The sequence below is a fragment of the Rhizobium sp. LjRoot258 genome (assembly GCF_964254185.1).
Classification (GTDB): Bacteria; Pseudomonadota; Alphaproteobacteria; order Rhizobiales; family Rhizobiaceae; genus Rhizobium.
Genome location: NZ_CAXUST020000001.1, coordinates 309,943 through 326,573 on the forward strand (window position 1 = coordinate 309,943; position 16,631 = coordinate 326,573).

The window sequence follows — 16,631 nt, forward strand, 5'->3', positions numbered from 1 at the left end:
GTTAACCATCCGCAGTCGCGGGCGGCTCGACCGTTCATACGCATGAGATGTGGCGATGTACGACAGCAATCCGGGAAGCCAAGCCTTCCGCTCCCCGACGGCACGGCACGACCGTATCGCGAGGCCATCCGCGGCCACGGCGACGATGCCGGCGCCGGAAGCAAAATTGCTCGGCGTGATCGAGCGCGCGCTTGAGCAACAACGGGCCAGCCGCGATGCCGTGGCTGAAGTGCCGCCGCTTGTCAGCCGCATCGAAACAATCTTGGGCAAGCGGCTCGAAGCTGCAAACGATGTCGAGGCGGCTGCAGCCGACCCGCTGCCGGCCGCGCCGGCGCCCGAAGTTTGGGGTTCCACGAAAGCGGCCGCAAGCCTCAATCAGGCGACATCTGCCGTCGGCAAGGGCGCGCCGAAATCCGGGCGTTTGAAACCTCTTGCCATGGTTGGTCTCATCTGTGCGCTTGGTGCAGCGAGCGGTACTCTGATCCCCGCCGAACCGACGCGCTATAGCGCGGAAGGGATACTCGCCGTCCAAGGCGCCGGCGAAAGTCGCACTGCAGTCACGAGAGCGACCGAAAAGACGCTTTCCTCTCCCCGTACGATGGCGGCAACGGTTGCGGCATTGAAACTCGACCGCGATCCGGAGTTCTCCGGCGTCTCCTCGGATGCATTGGCGGTGGCTATCGACCTGCTATCGACCGATGGCGCAGCCGCCGACCCTGTTTCGCGCGCAGAGGCATCGCTCGTTTCCGCGATCCGCACCGTGACCGATCCTCACGCCGGCACGATCGATTTCAAGGTGACAACGGGCAGCGCGGAGAAATCCGCGCGCATCGCCGGCTACCTTGGGTCCGTCGTGACGGGCTCAGGGGCAGCAACTGGGCCGGCCGAAGGCGGATCGCTGAAAAAGGCGGACGATGCGACGCAGCTCGAGCTTGCATCTTTCACCCAGAAGAGCGGCGAAGGCAACGTCAAGGTTGCGGCTGGTCTGCAGCAGCAGATCGGAAGCATTGACGCAGAGCTGAAGGCCGCCGAGCAGCGCATCGTTGCGGCCCAAGAGAAGGCCGGCCGGCTGAGGGCGGCCAAGGTCGCTGACGTCCTTGATGGCACGCTCGATGCGGACCTCATGTCGCCAACACTCATCGACCGCCGTGACCGATATGTGGCCGCCCACCTGTCTCTGTCACAGCTGTCTGCCAATCTCGGTCCTCGCCATCCGCGGCTGCAGGCGCAGCAGGCCGAGGTTGACGGCTTGAAGGATGCGATTGGCGAGGATCTCGGTCGGCTGCTGCGCGATGCCAATGACGAGATGAAGTCAGCCACTGTCGACAAACGGCAGCTGAGTGGTCGCCGCAATGCGCTGATCGCGCAGAGCAAGGACACGGGTGTCGATCTGGCGAAGCTCACCGAGCTGCGCGACAAGGCAAGTGCGGCGCGCTTGCGCCTGGAGGATGCGATCACCACCGGAGCCGTTGCGCCAGGTATTGGCAGCGTGCAGTTGCAGAAGACCGCGCAGATCGCGGCCGTGCCTGCGGACCAGGGCTGGCTTCGGCCGCTGCTCGGCGCTCTTGCAGGGCTCGCCTTCGGCCTGGCTGTTGTCTGTGCAAGGGCGCGCTGCGCGCTTGCTGCGTCCGCAACGAAGGAGCCGTCGCTACGCACTCCGGCACCGGAGCCAAATCTCGGCACGCCATCAACGGCCGAACCCGCCAAAGGGCCGCAGGACGTCGACATCATTCGCGCGGAACTCGCCACCATGCGCGATAGGCTGCGCACCCGATCGATAGCGTCCTGACCTCGCTGCGACACGATTGTTCTTGCATTTGCCATTTTAGGCAGGATAGGGCGTGGACAGGCAAATCGCGCTGAGCGCCACCCGCTACAATGAGCGAAAGCAAGGGCAGGAGACAGTCTTGACGACAGTGATTGATGGCAAACAGGTCGCCGCTTCCGTCATCGAAACGGTGAAGGCAGCGACATCGGCGCTGGACAAGCAAAGCGGCGTCAAGACGGGCCTTGCCGTGGTGATCGTCGGCGACGACCCGGCCAGCCATGCCTATGTCAACTCCAAGGGCAAGATGGCGAAGGAATGCGGATTCAAATCCGTTCAGCACACTCTGCCGGCCGAGACCAAGCAGGAGGAACTGGCGGCACTCGTCGCTGCGCTGAACAGCGATCCGTCGATTCACGGCATTCTCGTCCAACTGCCGCTGCCGAAGCATCTAAAGTCAGAATTGATCATCCAATCAATCCTGCCCGAAAAGGATGTCGACGGTCTGCACGTCGTCAATGCCGGCAAGCTTGCGACTGGCGACCTCGAAACGGGCCTCGTGTCTTGCACCCCGGCTGGCGCGATGGTGTTTGTGCGACGCACGCATGGCGAAGATCTTTCCGGCCTGAATGCGGTGGTCATCGGCCGCTCAAACCTGTTCGGCAAGCCGATGGCGCAACTGCTGCTCAATGCAAACGCCACGGTGACCATCGCTCATTCACGCACCAAGGATCTGCCGGCCGTTTGCCGCAATGCGGATATTCTGGTGGCGGCCGTCGGCCGCCCGGAGATGGTCAGGAGTGATTGGGTGAAGCCTGGCGCCACCGTTATTGACGTTGGTATCAATCGCATTCCTGCCCCGGAAAAGGGCGAAGGCAAAACGCGCCTCGTTGGCGACGTCGCCTTTGAAGATGCCGCCAAGGTTGCCGCCGTCATCACGCCGGTTCCTGGTGGCGTGGGACCGATGACCATCGCGATGCTGATGGCCAACACCGTCATCGCCGCCCATCGCGCGGCCGGTCAGACACCGCCGACGTTCTGAGCCTGTCGCGGAACGGGGCCTGTCGAGGCCCTGACAATCAGTTCGGTTTTCCAGAGTTCCTGCTCTGGGAATGACCCGTCCTGCTTCACCGTTCCGATGAGCCGTTGGGCGATGCGCACGCCTGCGGCGCGCAGCGATGACCGCGTTGTCGTCAACGGCACGGAGAAGTTCTCGGGCTTGAGATGGGGCAAAACGTCGTCGTGCGCGATCAGCGAGATATCCTCGCCGAGCTTGAGCCCCGCCTGATTGGCGGCGCGGATGGCGCCGAGCGCCAGCACCGTACTGGAACAGAGGATCGCCGTCGGCGGTTCCGGCATCTGTAGAAATCGTTCCATCGCGGACTGGCCAAGTTCGTCTGTCATCGATGTGTGGCTCATGCAGTCTTCCGGAAGCGACAGTCCCCGCTCGGAAAGCGCAGCGACAAGTCCGTTCTTGCGACGGATCGCAAAGTCGAGATGTCCCGGCCCGTTGAGCAGGGCAAAGCGCGTATGACCGAGCTGAAGCAGCAGCCGCGCCGCATCGTAGAAGGCCGCCTCGTTGTCAATGTCGAGATACGGGTAGTCGGGTTCGGAACCGAAGGAGCGGCCATGCACGAGGAATGGCATGGAAAGCGACTTCAGCATCGGCAGCCGTGGGTCGTGGCCGCGCATATAGGCCACGAACAGCGCATCGACATTGCCGCTGATCGCAAGCCGCCGCAGTGCGCCGACTTCGTCGTTCGGATCGGCAGGCATGATCACGAAATGAAAGTCGTGGCGCACGGCTTCCTCGCCAAGACCCGTCAGGAACTCACCGAAGTGCACATCCGAATAGTGATCGGGAGCTGTCGGCATCACGAGGCCGATCGACCCGGCCTTGCCGGTCGCAAGCCGTTGTGCCGCCTTGTTCGGGCGGTAGCCTGTCTCCTTCACGGCTTGCAGGACCCGCTCGCGTGTCGCCTCATTGACTTCGGGATAGCCGTTCAATGCACGGCTTACCGTTGTCTGCGACAGGCCAAGCAATTCCGATAGCTGTTTCAGATTCACGTGCTATTCTTCCTCCGCTCGCACTGGTCGCCAGCTCCCAATGGCATCCAAAGCGCTTTCAATTATGTAGCAGTTGTGCCGCTTGACTCAAGAAAAATCGCTCCATATTCCAAGGTATGGCGTCGAAACCTTGATGTAGAAGGCCGCATCTTTTGCGCTTTTTGCGAAATGGCTTGACTCTTTTCCGCTGAAAGTGACATGAGTGCTTTTGTCAAAGCGCTTTGGAACGGCGTCAAAATAGTTTCAAAAGTGCGGTTGGGATTGTGATGGGAGGTTGATCACATGAGAAAGACGTTTTTGATGGGCGTCGCTGCGGCGGCGCTTCTTGCCGGTGCTGCGTCTGCTGCCGATCTGAAGTTTGCTCCGGGGCAGGATTCGAAGTTCAACTGGAAGAGCTACGACGATTTCAAGGCTGCGCACGCCGATCTCAAGGGCGAGCAGATGACGATCTTCGGGCCCTGGCGCGGCGAAGACGAAGCCTTCTTCCGCAGCATTCTGGCCTACTTCACCGAAGCAACCGGTGTAGACGCCAAGTACTCGTCTTCGGAGAACTACGAACAGCAGATCGTCATCGACACGCAAGCCGGTTCGCCGCCGAATATCGCGGTCCTGCCGCAACCGGGCCTTCTGGCCGATCTCGCCAGCAAGGGCTTCCTGACGCCGCTCGGCGACGAGAATTCCCAGTGGGTCAAGGACAACTACGGCGCCGGTGATAGCTGGGTCGGCTACGGCACCTACAAGGGCAAGGACGGCAAGGAAGCCTTCTATGCGTTCCCTTATAAGGCCGACGTGAAGTCGCTGGTGTGGTACGTGCCTGAGAATTTCAAGGAAGCGGGCTACAAGGTCCCGACGACCATGGAAGAGCTGCATGCCCTGACGGAGCAGATCGTCAAGGATGGCGGCGTGCCGTGGTGCATCGGCCTTGGTTCCGGTGGCGCAACAGGCTGGCCGGCAACCGACTGGATCGAAGACATCATGCTGCGTCAGCAGAAGCCTGACGTCTACGACAAGTGGACCACCAACGAAGTCAAGTTCACCGATCCGGCCGTCGTTGCCGCGATCGAGGAATTCGGCTCGTTCGCCAAGAACGAGAAGTATGTCAGTGGTGGCGTTGCCGCCGTGGCAGCAACGGACTTCCGCGATAGCCCGAAGGGTCTCTTCGGCGTGCCGCCGAAGTGCTATCTCCACCATCAGGCGTCGTTCATCCCGTCGTTCTTCCCGGAGGGCACGAAACTCGGTCAGGATGCCGACTTCTTCTATATGCCGACATACGCGGCGCATGCCGACCTCGGCAAGCCGGTTCTGGGCGCTGGCACGCTTGTTACTGTCACCAAGGACTCCAAGGCGGCTCGTGCCTTCGTAGAGTTCCTGAAGACGCCGATCGCGCACGAAGTCTGGATGGCACAGTCAAGCTTCCTGACGCCGTACAAGGGCGTCAACACGGCAGCCTATGCCAACGACCAGATGAAGAGGGAAGGCGAGATCCTGACGACCGCGACTACCTTCCGCTTTGACGGTTCCGACCTGATGCCGGGCAAGATCGGCGCGGGTGCGTTCTGGACCGGCATGGTCGATTTCGTTGGCGGCAAGTCGGCCGAAGACACCGCCAAGGAAATCCAGAGCTCCTGGGATGGCATCAAGTAATATCACCTGATGTCCGTGCCGCCGGCTGCGGCGGCATGGCTGAAATGCATGGCCGGATACTGGGAGTGTCCGGCCATCGTTGCCTGTCGCGTTGAAAGCGGTGGGCGATGTGACGACGATCAGCGCACAAACCCGTCAGGATAGACAGGGTAGCAGGGGAGGGACGAATGCTGTCGCAGATAGTTTCCGCTTTGGGGGTCGTGGTCGTGGCGGTCTTTGCCTGCTCGGCCTATTTCTATTTCTCGAACAAGATCCTGGATTGGTCGCTGCCCGTGAAGGATGGCGACATCCATTCCGCGGCGCGCAATCTGAACCGCCGGGCGATGATCCGGCCGTGGCTGTTCATCGGGCCAGCCCTTTTCCTTCTTATCGTCTACCTTGTTTATCCTGTGATCGCCACGCTGATCCTGTCCTTCTACGACCGCTCCGGCGAGCAATTCGTCGGCTTGGCGAACTATCAGTGGGCTCTCACAGACCGCGAATTCCGCCAGTCGATCTTCAACAACATCCTGTGGCTGGCCGTCGTGCCGGCGGCCTGCACCTTCTTCGGCCTCGTCATCGCCGTGATGACCGACCGCATCTGGTGGGGCAACATCGCCAAGAGCATCGTCTTCATGCCGATGGCGATCTCCTTCGTCGGCGCATCCGTCATTTGGAAGTTCATCTACGAATATCGTGGCGGCAACGATGTGCAGATCGGCCTGCTGAATGCGATCGTCCAGCTGTTCGGCGGGACGCCGCAGGTGTGGATCTCGGTGCCCTTCTGGAACAATTTCTTCCTGATGATCATCCTCATTTGGATCCAGACCGGCTTTGCGATGGTGATTCTGTCGGCGGCGCTGCGCGGCATTCCTGAGGAAACCATCGAGGCTGCCGTCATCGACGGCGCCAATGGCTGGCAGATCTTCTGGCGCATCATGGTGCCGCAGGTCTGGGGCTCGATCGCGGTCGTCTGGACGACGATCACCATTCTCGTGCTCAAGGTGTTCGACATCGTGCTGACCATGACCAACGGCCAGTGGAATTCGATGGTGCTCGCCAACCTGATGTTCAACTGGCTCTTCCGGGGAGGCGGCGATTCCGGCCGAAGCGCGGTCATCGCGCTGATCATCATGCTGGCGGTGACGCCGATCATGGTCTGGAACGTCCGCCGTGCCAATCGCGAGCTGGGAGGCCACTGAGATGACCTTGTCAGGACGTTTCTTCAAGATCGGCCCGGCCCGCCTCTTCGTTCACTTCGCGGTGCTCGTCATCGTCGTCATCTGGCTGATACCGACGCTCGGCATCTTCGTCAGTGCCCTGCGAGACAAGGATCAGCTCGTTTCTTCCGGCTGGTGGACGGCCTTCGCCGGCTCCTCCCGAACAGTGGCGGCTCGCCTTGGGCAGCCCGACCAGCAGCAGCAGGACGGGACAGTTTACCTCATCGCCGGCAATGTCCTCGAGGGACAGCAAGGCCGCTCCATCAGGGCGTTCGGCACGCGTGTCCAGCAACCGGCCGCCTACAAGGCCGGCGAAACAGCCGACCTTGGCGACGGTCTGTCCCTCACCGTCAACGATGACGGCAGCTATCGCTACACGAAGACCGCCGCCTTTGGTCCGGATGACGGCGGCCGGCGCGTCTACATTTCGGTCGCCACGCCGCCGGAATTCACCTTGCAGAACTATAAGAACGTTCTCACCAGCGAGGGGATCGGCCAGTCCTTCATCAACTCGCTGACCGTCACCATCCCGGCGACGATCATCCCGATCCTCATCGCCGCCTTTGCGGCCTACGCGCTGAGCTGGATGGAATTCCCGGGCCGGGCCCTGCTGATCGCGCTTGTCGTCGGCCTCATCGTCGTGCCGCTGCAGATGTCGCTCATCCCGCTTCTGCGGCTTTATAACGGCATTGGGTCGCTGCTCGACGCGCCGTCGAAAACCTATCCCGGCATCTGGTTTGCGCACACTGCCTTCGGCATGCCGCTCGCCATTTATCTGCTGCGGGCCTATATCGCCGGCCTCCCGAAGGAGATCATCGAATCGGCGCGCGTCGACGGGGCCAGCGACTTCGAAATCTTCACCCGTATCGTACTGCCCTTGTCCTTCCCTGCGCTCGCATCCTTCGCGATCTTCCAGTTCCTGTGGGTGTGGAACGACCTGCTTGTCGCCATGGTCTTCCTTGGCACCGATAGGGATCATCTCGTGCTCACCGGTGCGTTGAACGCGCTGCTCGGCTCGCGGGGCGGCAATTGGGAAATCCTGACGGCCTCGGCCTTCGTCACCATTGTCGTACCGCTGCTCGTGTTCTTTGGCTTGCAGCGCTACCTGGTGCGTGGTCTGCTTGCGGGCTCGGTCAAGGGCGGCTAGCAATCCAAGAGCATCCAACAGGAAACATGAGCATGGCATCCCAATCCATTTTGACGGCCGACAAGGACTGGTGGCGTGGCGCGGTGATCTATCAGATCTACCCACGCTCCTACCAGGACTCCAATGGCGACGGCATCGGCGACCTGAAGGGCATCACCGCCCGCCTGCCGCATGTCGCCGCCCTCGGCGCCGACGCGATCTGGATCTCGCCCTTCTTCACCTCGCCGATGCGCGATTTCGGCTATGACGTTTCCGACTACGAGAACGTCGATCCGATCTTCGGCACGCTGGTGGATTTCGACACGCTGATCGCTGAGGCCCATCGCCTCGGCATTCGCGTGATGATTGATCTTGTCATCTCGCACAGCTCAGACCAGCATCCCTGGTTCGTCGAAAGCCGCACCAGCAAGACAAACGCCAAGGCGGATTGGTATGTTTGGGCCGATGCCAAGCCGGATGGCACGCCGCCGAACAACTGGTTGTCGATCTTCGGCGGTTCGGCGTGGGCGTGGGACCCGACGCGCATGCAGTATTACATGCACAACTTCCTGACGTCGCAGCCTGATATGAACCTGCACAATCCCGAGGTTCAGGATCGGCTGCTTGATGTCGTCCGCTTCTGGTTGAAGCGCGGCGTCGATGGCTTCCGTCTCGATACGATCAACTTCTACTTCCACGACAAGGAACTGCGCGACAATCCGGCGCTTGTTCCCGAGCGCCGCAACGCGTCGACGGCTCCGGCGGTCAATCCCTATAACTTCCAGGAACACGTCTACGACAAGAACCGGCCGGAGAATCTGGCCTTCCTGAAGCGATTCCGCGCCGTGCTCGAAGAGTTTCCGGCAATTGCTGCCGTCGGCGAAGTGGGCGATAGCCAGCGTGGGCTCGAGATCGTCGGCGAATACACCTCCGGCAACGACAAGATGCATATGTGCTATGCCTTCGAGTTCCTGGCGCCCGATCCCTTGTCTCCCGAACGTGTCGAGGAGGTCATGGAAGACTTCGCGGCGGCCGCGCCGGATGGCTGGGCCTGCTGGGCCTTCTCCAACCATGATGTCATGCGCCATGTCAGCCGCTGGGGATCACTGGTCGCCGATCACGACGCTTTTGCCAAGCAGTATGCGTCACTGCTGATGACGCTGCGCGGTTCGGTCTGCCTCTATCAGGGCGAGGAACTGGGCCTGACGGAAGCCGATCTTGCCTATCAGGACCTGCAGGATCCCTACGGCATCCAGTTCTGGCCGGAATTCAAGGGCCGTGATGGTTGCCGCACGCCGATGGTATGGGACAGTCAGGTCGCCCAGGGCGGCTTCTCGACCGTCAAGCCATGGCTGCCGGTTCCGGTCGAGCACATCCTGCGCGCTGTCAGCGTCCAGCAGGGCGACGAGGCCTCTGTGCTAGAGCACTATCGTCGCTTCCTTGCCTTCCGCAAGCAGTACCCGGCCTTCGCCAAGGGCGAGATCGAGTTCATGGAGCCGCAGGACGACGTGCTGCTCTTCGTGCGCGAGTATGGCAACGAAAAGCTGCTCTGCGTCTTCAACATGAGCGCTGCCGAAGGCGCGGTCGTTTTGCCTGCCGGTGATTGGCAGGCGTTGACGGGCCACGGTTTCGTCAGCAATAACTACGGTGAGAAGATCGATATTCCGGCGTGGGGAGCATACTTCGCTCGTCTCGCCTGACGATTCAGGAGGAGGAATTAATGACTGGACTGACGCTCAAGGATATTCGCAAATCCTACGGTTCCGTGGATGTTCTCCACGGGATCGATCTGGAGATCAAGGAGGGCGAGTTCGTTGTGTTCGTCGGTCCTTCGGGCTGCGGAAAATCCACTCTGTTGCGCATGATCGCCGGCTTGGAGAACATTACCGGCGGCGACATGTATATCGACGGCCAGCTGGTCAACGATGTCCCGCCCTCCAAGCGCGGCATCGCCATGGTGTTCCAGTCCTATGCGCTCTATCCGCATATGACCGTCTACGACAACATGGCGTTCGGCATGAAGATCGCCGGTGAAAGCAAGCAGGAGATCGATCGCCGCGTTCGGGCCGCGGCCGAAAGCCTGCAGCTCACCAGCTATCTCGATCGCCTGCCGAAGGCGCTCTCCGGCGGTCAGCGTCAGCGCGTCGCAATCGGCCGCGCCATCTGCCGCAACCCCAAGGTTTTCCTCTTCGACGAGCCGCTGTCGAACCTCGACGCAGCGCTTCGTGTCGCGACCCGCATCGAGATCGCCCGTCTCAACGAGCAGATGGCGGACACGACGATGATCTATGTCACGCATGACCAGGTGGAGGCGATGACGCTTGCTGACCGCATCGTCGTCCTCTCCGCCGGCAATATCGAGCAGGTGGGCGCGCCGCTGGAACTCTATGAGCGTCCGGCAAACCTCTTCGTTGCCAAGTTCATCGGCTCTCCGGCCATGAATGTCATTCCCTCGACTATCACCGAGGCTGGCAACACGACGACGGTGACGCTGACAGGCGGCAAGTCGGTGACATTAGACCTTCCGACGGCCGCCTCCGAGAAGGGCAAGACCGCAAGCTTCGGCGTTCGTCCTGAAGATCTGCGCATTGCCGGTGCGACCGACGACTACCTTTTCGAAGGCGAGGTCTCGATCGTCGAAGCACTCGGCGAAGTGACGTTGCTCTATATCGAAGGCCTTGTTCCGGGCGAACCGATCATCGTCAAGCTGCCGGGCATCTACGACGTGAGGAGGGGCCAGAAGATGCACTTCTCGGCCGACCGTTCCAAGCTGCATCTCTTCGATGCGGACGGTCGCACATATCGTCGATAAAATCGCGTTGCGGCGAACAACAAGAAAACAAGCCCGGACAGCACATCATATTGCCCGGGATTGTTTATCTATTTGATCGCAAACGGAATTATTCTCGAAAATCGGCTGTATCGTTCTGCGTGCATCGCGCTCCAAATCGAAACTATTCTCACCTTCTGTTAAGCATCGCCCGCTAGTATTTCCTCATTGAGTATCGAGGGAATACTGCGGTGGCTGCATCCAATCCAATGCCTTCCGGGCACTTTCTGAACAAAGAGGAATCCTTCATGTACGACCGCGAAGTGCGGTTCAAAATGGAGGATACGATGAACGCCGCACGCATCGAGTATACCGAGAAGGGCGTCATGCACATGGCGTCCCGGCGATGCGACATCATTCGCATTTCGAAGAGCACCGCAGTCCTCGCACTGCTCACGCAATACGCCCTTCCGAAGCAGTTCTATCTCGATATCCCGGATGCCCGCATCACCAAGGTCGGCTGTATGCTGATGCGGGTGAATGCCAACAACACGATCGAAGTCCGCTTTCTGCGGCTGCTGAATGACAAGGAGCTCAACAAGATCTTTGTCTACAGCACTCACCCGGCGCACCGCGATCGCGTGCTCGACATTCGCGCCTGATTTCTCGACGCATCGAAAGACAAAGCAACGGTGTTATCCGTCAAGTATCGTTGCTCTTTGATCTCGCATTCTTGCGTTGAGAATGATGATCATTTTGCGCATGACGGCGACGAGCGCAACCTTGCCTGGCTTTCCCTTGGCTCTGAGATTTGTGTAGAAAGCCTTCATGGCGGGGTCGAAGCGGATGGCTGGTAAGGCGGCGATATAAAGGGCGTCTCGAACCGGCTTTCTTCCGCCGGCGATCATGCGTTTGCCACGCATCAGGCCACTGTCGCGGTTGAGCGGCGCGACGCCGACGAGTTTGGCGATTTGCCCTTGTCCATGAGCCCCAGTTCCGGCAGGCCGGCCATGAGGAAGCATGCGGTGCGCAAACCGATGCCCTTGAGCGACATCAGCACGTCGGCCTTGTTTGAGAGTTCTACATTCGATTCAAGGCAGGCCGTCATCTCGTCTACGACCGACTGGCGCTGCTCGAGCAGGAACTGCAGCGTCTCTTCGATCCACGCACGCGTTCTGCCATCGGTTTGACGGGTCAGCTTTTCCCGACGGTTCTTCTCCTGCACGATCATGTGGGACAACTGCCTGTAGCGCGTCACCAGATCGGTCAGGATGGCTTGTCCGGCCGAGGCCCGGGAAAGTATCTTTGTTTTCATGCGCCGAGCATAATCGGCCAGCACGAAGGCATCGATCCTGTCGGTCTTGGAGAGCTGGCCGCAGGCTCGTGCGAACTGTCTGACCTGTTTGGCATCCACCTTGGCGACAGGCAGCCGGGCTGCGAGCAAGGCCTCCACAACACATCGCTCATAGCCGCCGGTCGGCTCCAGAACCAGGCGCTCGATACCGTCCAACCGGGCAATGAAAGCGATGAACTCTGCAATGCCAGCTGCGGTATTGGCAAAGGTTGCCGACCGATCCTCGGGTAGAAGGCAGATATCAAAAGAAGATTTCGATATGTCGATGCCAACAAAATGGCTAGTATAGGTCATGAGGCGCTAGTCTCCCTTATACGCGAGCGCGAAGCTCTCTCAACGGTTCGACGAAGCCTCGAAATGCGCAAAGGGTTATGCTTTGTTACGAACGAAAGTTCAGGCCCGCTAGGACCAACCGCTTTGCGCACCGTCATCGCGGTGTTGCAACCACCTCAATGACAAACGAGGCCGGAACATCATAACAATGTTCCGGCCTCGCAATGTATAAGCCCGCGAGTTCATTTTCTCGCGGGCTTTGCAGTTTTGAGCGCCACTCGTTGCGGTTCAGTGGAACAGCACGCTTGCACCGCGATCCGAAGGGCCGACGGCGCGGCGGAAGGGAGCAAACAGCTCGCGGCCCATGCCGAATTCGTTCTCGGAAAGATCGGCGACCACGGACTCGCGCTCGGCCATGTCGGCAGCATCGACCAGAACTTCCAGGGTGCCCGCGATCGCATCGAGGCGGATGATGTCGCCATCCTTGATCCGCGCGATCGGGCCGCCATCGACAGCTTCCGGGGTGACGTGGATCGCTGCCGGTACCTTGCCTGAGGCGCCCGACATGCGGCCGTCGGTCAGCAGCGCGACGCGGAAGCCGCGGTCCTGCAGCACGCCGAGGGGCGGCGTCAGCTTGTGCAGTTCTGGCATGCCGTTCGCCTTCGGGCCCTGGAAGCGCACGACGGCGATGAAGTCCTTGTTGAGCTTGCCTTCCTTGAAGGCGTCCTGCAGCTCCTGTTGGCTATGGAAGACGACGGCCGGCGCTTCGATGACATGCCGGTCCTGCTTGACCGCCGAGATCTTGATGACGGCCTTGCCGAGATTGCCGCGGAGCATCTTCAGGCCGCCATTGGCCTGGAACGGCGTCTCGATGCTGGCAAGGACCTTTGGATCAGCGCTTTTCTCCGGCGCCGGCTCGCGCACGATCGTTCCGTCGTCACCGAGGCGGGGATCGATGGTGTAGGCCTGCAGGCCATGGCCGAAGACGGTGCGGACGTCGTCATGCACCATGCCGTGCTTGAGTAGTTCCTTGATGAGGAAGCCCATGCCGCCGGCCGCGTGGAAGTGGTTCACATCGGCAAGGCCGTTCGGATAGACGCGCGCCAGCAGCGGCACAACTTCGGAAAGTTCGGCAATATCCTGCCAGGTCAACTGGATGCCCGCTGCCCGCGCCATGGCAACGAGGTGTAGCGTGTGGTTCGTCGAGCCGCCGGTGGCATGCAGGCCGACCACGCCGTTGACGATCGAACGTTCGTCGATCATCTCACCAGCCGGGGTGAATTCGTTGCCCTGTGCGGTGATCGCCAGCGCCCGCTTGGCTGCCTCGCGCGTAAAGGCTTCGCGCAGCGGCGTGCCCGGATTGATGAAGGAGGAGCCGGGCATATGGAAGCCCATGATCTCCATCAGCATCTGGTTCGAATTGGCAGTGCCGTAGAACGTGCAGGTGCCTGGGCCGTGGTACGACTTCGATTCCGCCTGCAACAGTTCGGCGCGTCCGACTTTGCCTTCGGCATAGAGCTGTCGCACGCGCGACTTCTCGTCGTTCGGAAGGCCGGTCGTCATCGGGCCGGCAGGCACGAAGATGGCCGGCAGATGCCCGAAGGAGAGGGCCGCAATGACGAGACCCGGTACGATCTTGTCGCAGACCCCGAGGAAGAGCGCAGCATCGAACATATTATGGGAGAGGCCGACGCCGGCAGCCATGGCGATCAGGTCGCGGGAAAACAGCGAGAGCTCCATGCCCGGCTGTCCCTGGGTGACGCCGTCGCACATGGCAGGAACCCCACCGGCCACCTGCGCGATGCCGCCGGCTTCCGCCGCTGCCTCGCGAATGATCGCCGGATAGTGCTCGAACGGCTGGTGCGCGGAGAGCATATCATTGTAGGAGGTGATGATACCGAGATTGGGCACGCAGTCGCCCGCTAGTGCGTCCTTCTCGGCGGGGGAACAGACCGCGAAGCCGTGTGCGAGATTGGCGCAACCAAGGATCGAGCGGCTTACGCCCGTGGATGTCGCGTTGCGCAGGCGCTCCAGATAGAGTCCGCGCGTCGGTTTCGATCGTTCGACAATGCGGGCGGTGATCGCAGAAATGCGTGCATTAGCGGACATGGGAGGTATCCTGCCTTGGTTGCTCTTCAATTTTCGTTCGCGGCTTGCTGCCCGAAGGCCTATGGAGCCCAGTAGACTTCGACCGGGCTCGTTGCTCGCCGCAGCATGGCGCGGATCGGCATCTCTGCCTCTTCGCCGGCGCCCTCGGCCTTCGTCAGGACGCCCTTCTTGCTCTCGCCTTCGATGTGAAGCACGAGCAGCTTTGCATCCTGAAGGCTGGAGAAGGTGAAGGTGAGCCGCGGCTCGCCCGCGCCGTCCGCCTCCATGGTAATGATACCACGCGGCGTCTTAGCGTCGAGAGCGACCTTCAGATTGCTGCCACCGGGGAAGAACGAGGCCGTGTGGCCGTCGCCGCCCATCCCGAGGATCGCAACGTCAAAGGGATTACTGATCGAAGCGGTTGCCACCGTCGCAAGCTTCGCCGCATCCTCGACCGATGCTGCCGCTTGATAGAGCGGCAGGAAGCGCGCGGCCTTCGCCTTGTTCTGCAGCAGGTTTTCGACCACCAGCAGATGGTTCGAGCGCGGATTGTCCGCAGGCACGAAACGTTCGTCGACCAACGTGATGGTCACTTTGGTCCAGTCGAGATCACGCGCCGAAAGCTCCTGGAAGAAGAGCTTCGGCGTCGAGCCGCCGGAAACGGCAAACGTTGCCGCTCCGCGCGCGTCGATTGCTTCGGAAAGCGACGCAGCGACTTTGTCTGCAAGGTTGCGAGCCAGTTCCGTGCCATTGGCAAAAGCATGCATCGTCGCTGCCATCGTCTTTGATCCTACAGGTTGTCGTGCCAGGTGCGGCCGTCACGCTCGATGAGCGCGATCGATTGGCTGGGCCCCCAGGTGCCGGCGGTATAGCCCTGAACCTTCTGCCCGGTCGTTTCCCAGCCCTTGAGGATCGGGTCGACCCACTGCCATGCGGCCTCGACTTCGTCGCGGCGCATGAACAGCGTCTGGTTGGAACGGATGACGTCCATCAGCAGGCGCTCGTAGGCATCCGGGTTCCGCACCGAGAAGGACTCGGCGAAGCTCATGTCGAGCGAGACGTTGCGAAGACGCATGCCGCCCGGACCTGGATCCTTGATCATCAGTGACTGCTTGACGCCTTCGTCAGGCTGCAGGCGAATGATGAGCTGGTTCTGGTTGATACGGCCGGCGGACTGGTCGAAGACCGAGTGCGGGATCGGCTTGAAGGTGATGACGATCTCCGACATGCGACCGGCAAGACGCTTGCCGGTGCGGATGTAGAAGGGAACGCCGGCCCAGCGCCAGTTGCCGATCTCGGCCTTGATGGCAACGAAGGTTTCGGTGTTCGAAACGCCGCCTTCGAGCTCTTCCAGGTAGCCCTTGACTGGACCACTGCCCGAAGCGCCGGCGCGATACTGGCCGCGAACAGTGCTGGTCTCGACGTTCGATGCGTTGATCGGCTTCAATGCGCGCAGCACCTTCAGCTTCTCGTCGCGGACGGCTTCGGAGTCCATCGAGGAAGGAACTTCCATCGCGACCAGGCAGACGAGCTGCATGATGTGGTTCTGCACCATGTCGCGCAGTGCGCCTGCTGTGTCGTAGTAGCCAGCGCGTCCCTCAAGACCGACGGACTCGGCAACCGTGATCTGCACATGGTCGATATGGTTGGCGTTCCACAGCGGCTCGTAGAGCGCGTTGGCAAAGCGCAGCGCCATCAGGTTCTGCACCGTTTCCTTGCCGAGGTAGTGGTCGATACGGAAGATCTGTTCTTCCTTGAAGACCCTGCCGATGGTGTCGTTCAGCTGCAGGGCGGAAGCGAGATCGCGGCCGATCGGCTTCTCGACAACAATGCGCGTCGACTTGGTGATCAGCTTGTGGTCATGGATCTTCTGCGAGATGTCGCCGAAGATGCCCGGCGCGACGGCGAGGTAGAAGGCACGCACGCGATCCTTGCCCTCATCCAGAAGCTTCTTCAGTTGATCCCAGCCGGCGTCCGAACGCGCATCGACGGGCACATAGTACAGGCGCTGCAGGAATTTCGCGACCTCGGCCTCGTCGTACTCACCCTTCTTGAGATGCTCCTTCAGGGCGTCCTGGGCAAACTTGCGGTATTCCTCGTTCGTAAGCGGGCTGCGCGAAGCGCCGATGATACGAGTTGGCTCGGAGAATTGCCCCTCGATCTGACGATGGTAAAGGGCGGGCAGCAACTTGCGTTCTGCAAGGTCGCCGCTGCCGCCGAAAACGACATAATCAAAGGGTTCAACGGGGATGATTTGGCTGCTCATGAGGGTGTCTCTCAATCAGACGGGTTATTGGCTCTTTAATCTAATCGATTTAAAAAAGCCAGTGTGCGACGCAATGAAT

General features: G+C 60.8%; 12 protein-coding genes and 1 pseudogene. 8 read left to right on the forward strand and 5 right to left on the reverse strand.

What is annotated here, in order from left to right; translation table 11 throughout:
* Positions 1-55: 55 nt before the first annotated feature.
* Both ACSQ9D_RS01575 and folD read left to right on the forward strand, forming a co-directional pair.
* On the forward strand, positions 56-1,789 hold the full coding sequence (locus ACSQ9D_RS01575) for a succinoglycan biosynthesis protein (protein ID WP_436280883.1): 1,734 nt from the start codon (positions 56-58) through the stop codon (positions 1,787-1,789).
* 118 nt (positions 1,790-1,907) lie between these two features.
* On the forward strand, positions 1,908-2,807 hold the full coding sequence (folD, locus tag ACSQ9D_RS01580) for a bifunctional methylenetetrahydrofolate dehydrogenase/methenyltetrahydrofolate cyclohydrolase FolD (RefSeq protein ID WP_436280884.1): 900 nt from the start codon (positions 1,908-1,910) through the stop codon (positions 2,805-2,807).
* Here the strand turns inward: folD and ACSQ9D_RS01585 are convergent.
* Entirely contained in the window at positions 2,786-3,832 is a 1,047-nt protein-coding gene (locus ACSQ9D_RS01585) for a LacI family DNA-binding transcriptional regulator (protein WP_037114150.1), read from the reverse strand. The genes folD and ACSQ9D_RS01585 overlap by 22 nt on opposite strands.
* A 282-nt stretch (positions 3,833-4,114) precedes the next feature.
* Between ACSQ9D_RS01585 and ACSQ9D_RS01590 the strand changes: the two genes are divergently transcribed.
* From ACSQ9D_RS01590 to ACSQ9D_RS01615, 6 genes are all read left to right on the forward strand, one after another.
* Positions 4,115-5,476, forward strand: a complete 1,362-nt coding sequence (locus ACSQ9D_RS01590) for an ABC transporter substrate-binding protein (protein ID WP_436280885.1) — start codon at positions 4,115-4,117, stop codon at positions 5,474-5,476.
* A 167-nt stretch (positions 5,477-5,643) separates the two neighbouring features.
* The gene (locus ACSQ9D_RS01595) at positions 5,644-6,657 is read left to right on the forward strand and encodes a carbohydrate ABC transporter permease (protein WP_436280886.1); all 1,014 of its coding nucleotides are present in this window, start codon (positions 5,644-5,646) and stop codon (positions 6,655-6,657) included.
* Position 6,658: 1 nt separating this feature from the next.
* Positions 6,659-7,822 carry a carbohydrate ABC transporter permease gene (locus ACSQ9D_RS01600; protein ID WP_436280887.1) on the forward strand — a complete coding sequence of 388 codons (1,164 nt, stop codon included), beginning with the start codon at positions 6,659-6,661 and terminating at the stop codon, positions 7,820-7,822.
* A 26-nt stretch (positions 7,823-7,848) separates the two neighbouring features.
* Positions 7,849-9,501 carry a beta-galactosidase BglA gene (bglA, locus tag ACSQ9D_RS01605; protein ID WP_037114137.1) on the forward strand — a complete coding sequence of 551 codons (1,653 nt, stop codon included), beginning with the start codon at positions 7,849-7,851 and terminating at the stop codon, positions 9,499-9,501.
* A 20-nt stretch (positions 9,502-9,521) separates the two neighbouring features.
* Entirely contained in the window at positions 9,522-10,613 is a 1,092-nt protein-coding gene (locus tag ACSQ9D_RS01610; protein ID WP_436280888.1) for an ABC transporter ATP-binding protein, read from the forward strand.
* Between the two features lie 266 nt (positions 10,614-10,879).
* Positions 10,880-11,233, forward strand: a complete 354-nt coding sequence (locus tag ACSQ9D_RS01615) for a hypothetical protein (protein ID WP_436280889.1) — start codon at positions 10,880-10,882, stop codon at positions 11,231-11,233.
* 33 nt (positions 11,234-11,266) lie between these two features.
* Here ACSQ9D_RS01615 and ACSQ9D_RS01620 read toward each other — a convergent pair.
* From ACSQ9D_RS01620 to zwf, 4 genes and pseudogenes are all read right to left on the reverse strand, one after another.
* A pseudogene (locus ACSQ9D_RS01620) lies at positions 11,267-12,219 on the reverse strand (IS110 family transposase).
* 267 nt (positions 12,220-12,486) lie between these two features.
* Positions 12,487-14,307 carry a phosphogluconate dehydratase gene (edd, locus tag ACSQ9D_RS01625; RefSeq protein ID WP_436280890.1) on the reverse strand — a complete coding sequence of 607 codons (1,821 nt, stop codon included), beginning with the start codon at positions 14,305-14,307 and terminating at the stop codon, positions 12,487-12,489.
* Positions 14,308-14,366: 59 nt separating this feature from the next.
* Positions 14,367-15,065, reverse strand: coding sequence for a 6-phosphogluconolactonase (pgl, locus tag ACSQ9D_RS01630; protein WP_436280891.1), 699 nt, complete (start codon positions 15,063-15,065; stop codon positions 14,367-14,369).
* A gap of 11 nt (positions 15,066-15,076) precedes the next feature.
* A complete protein-coding gene (gene zwf / locus ACSQ9D_RS01635; RefSeq protein ID WP_436280892.1) occupies positions 15,077-16,552 on the reverse strand; it encodes a glucose-6-phosphate dehydrogenase in 1,476 nt (491 codons plus the stop codon).
* Positions 16,553-16,631 lie beyond the last annotated feature (79 nt).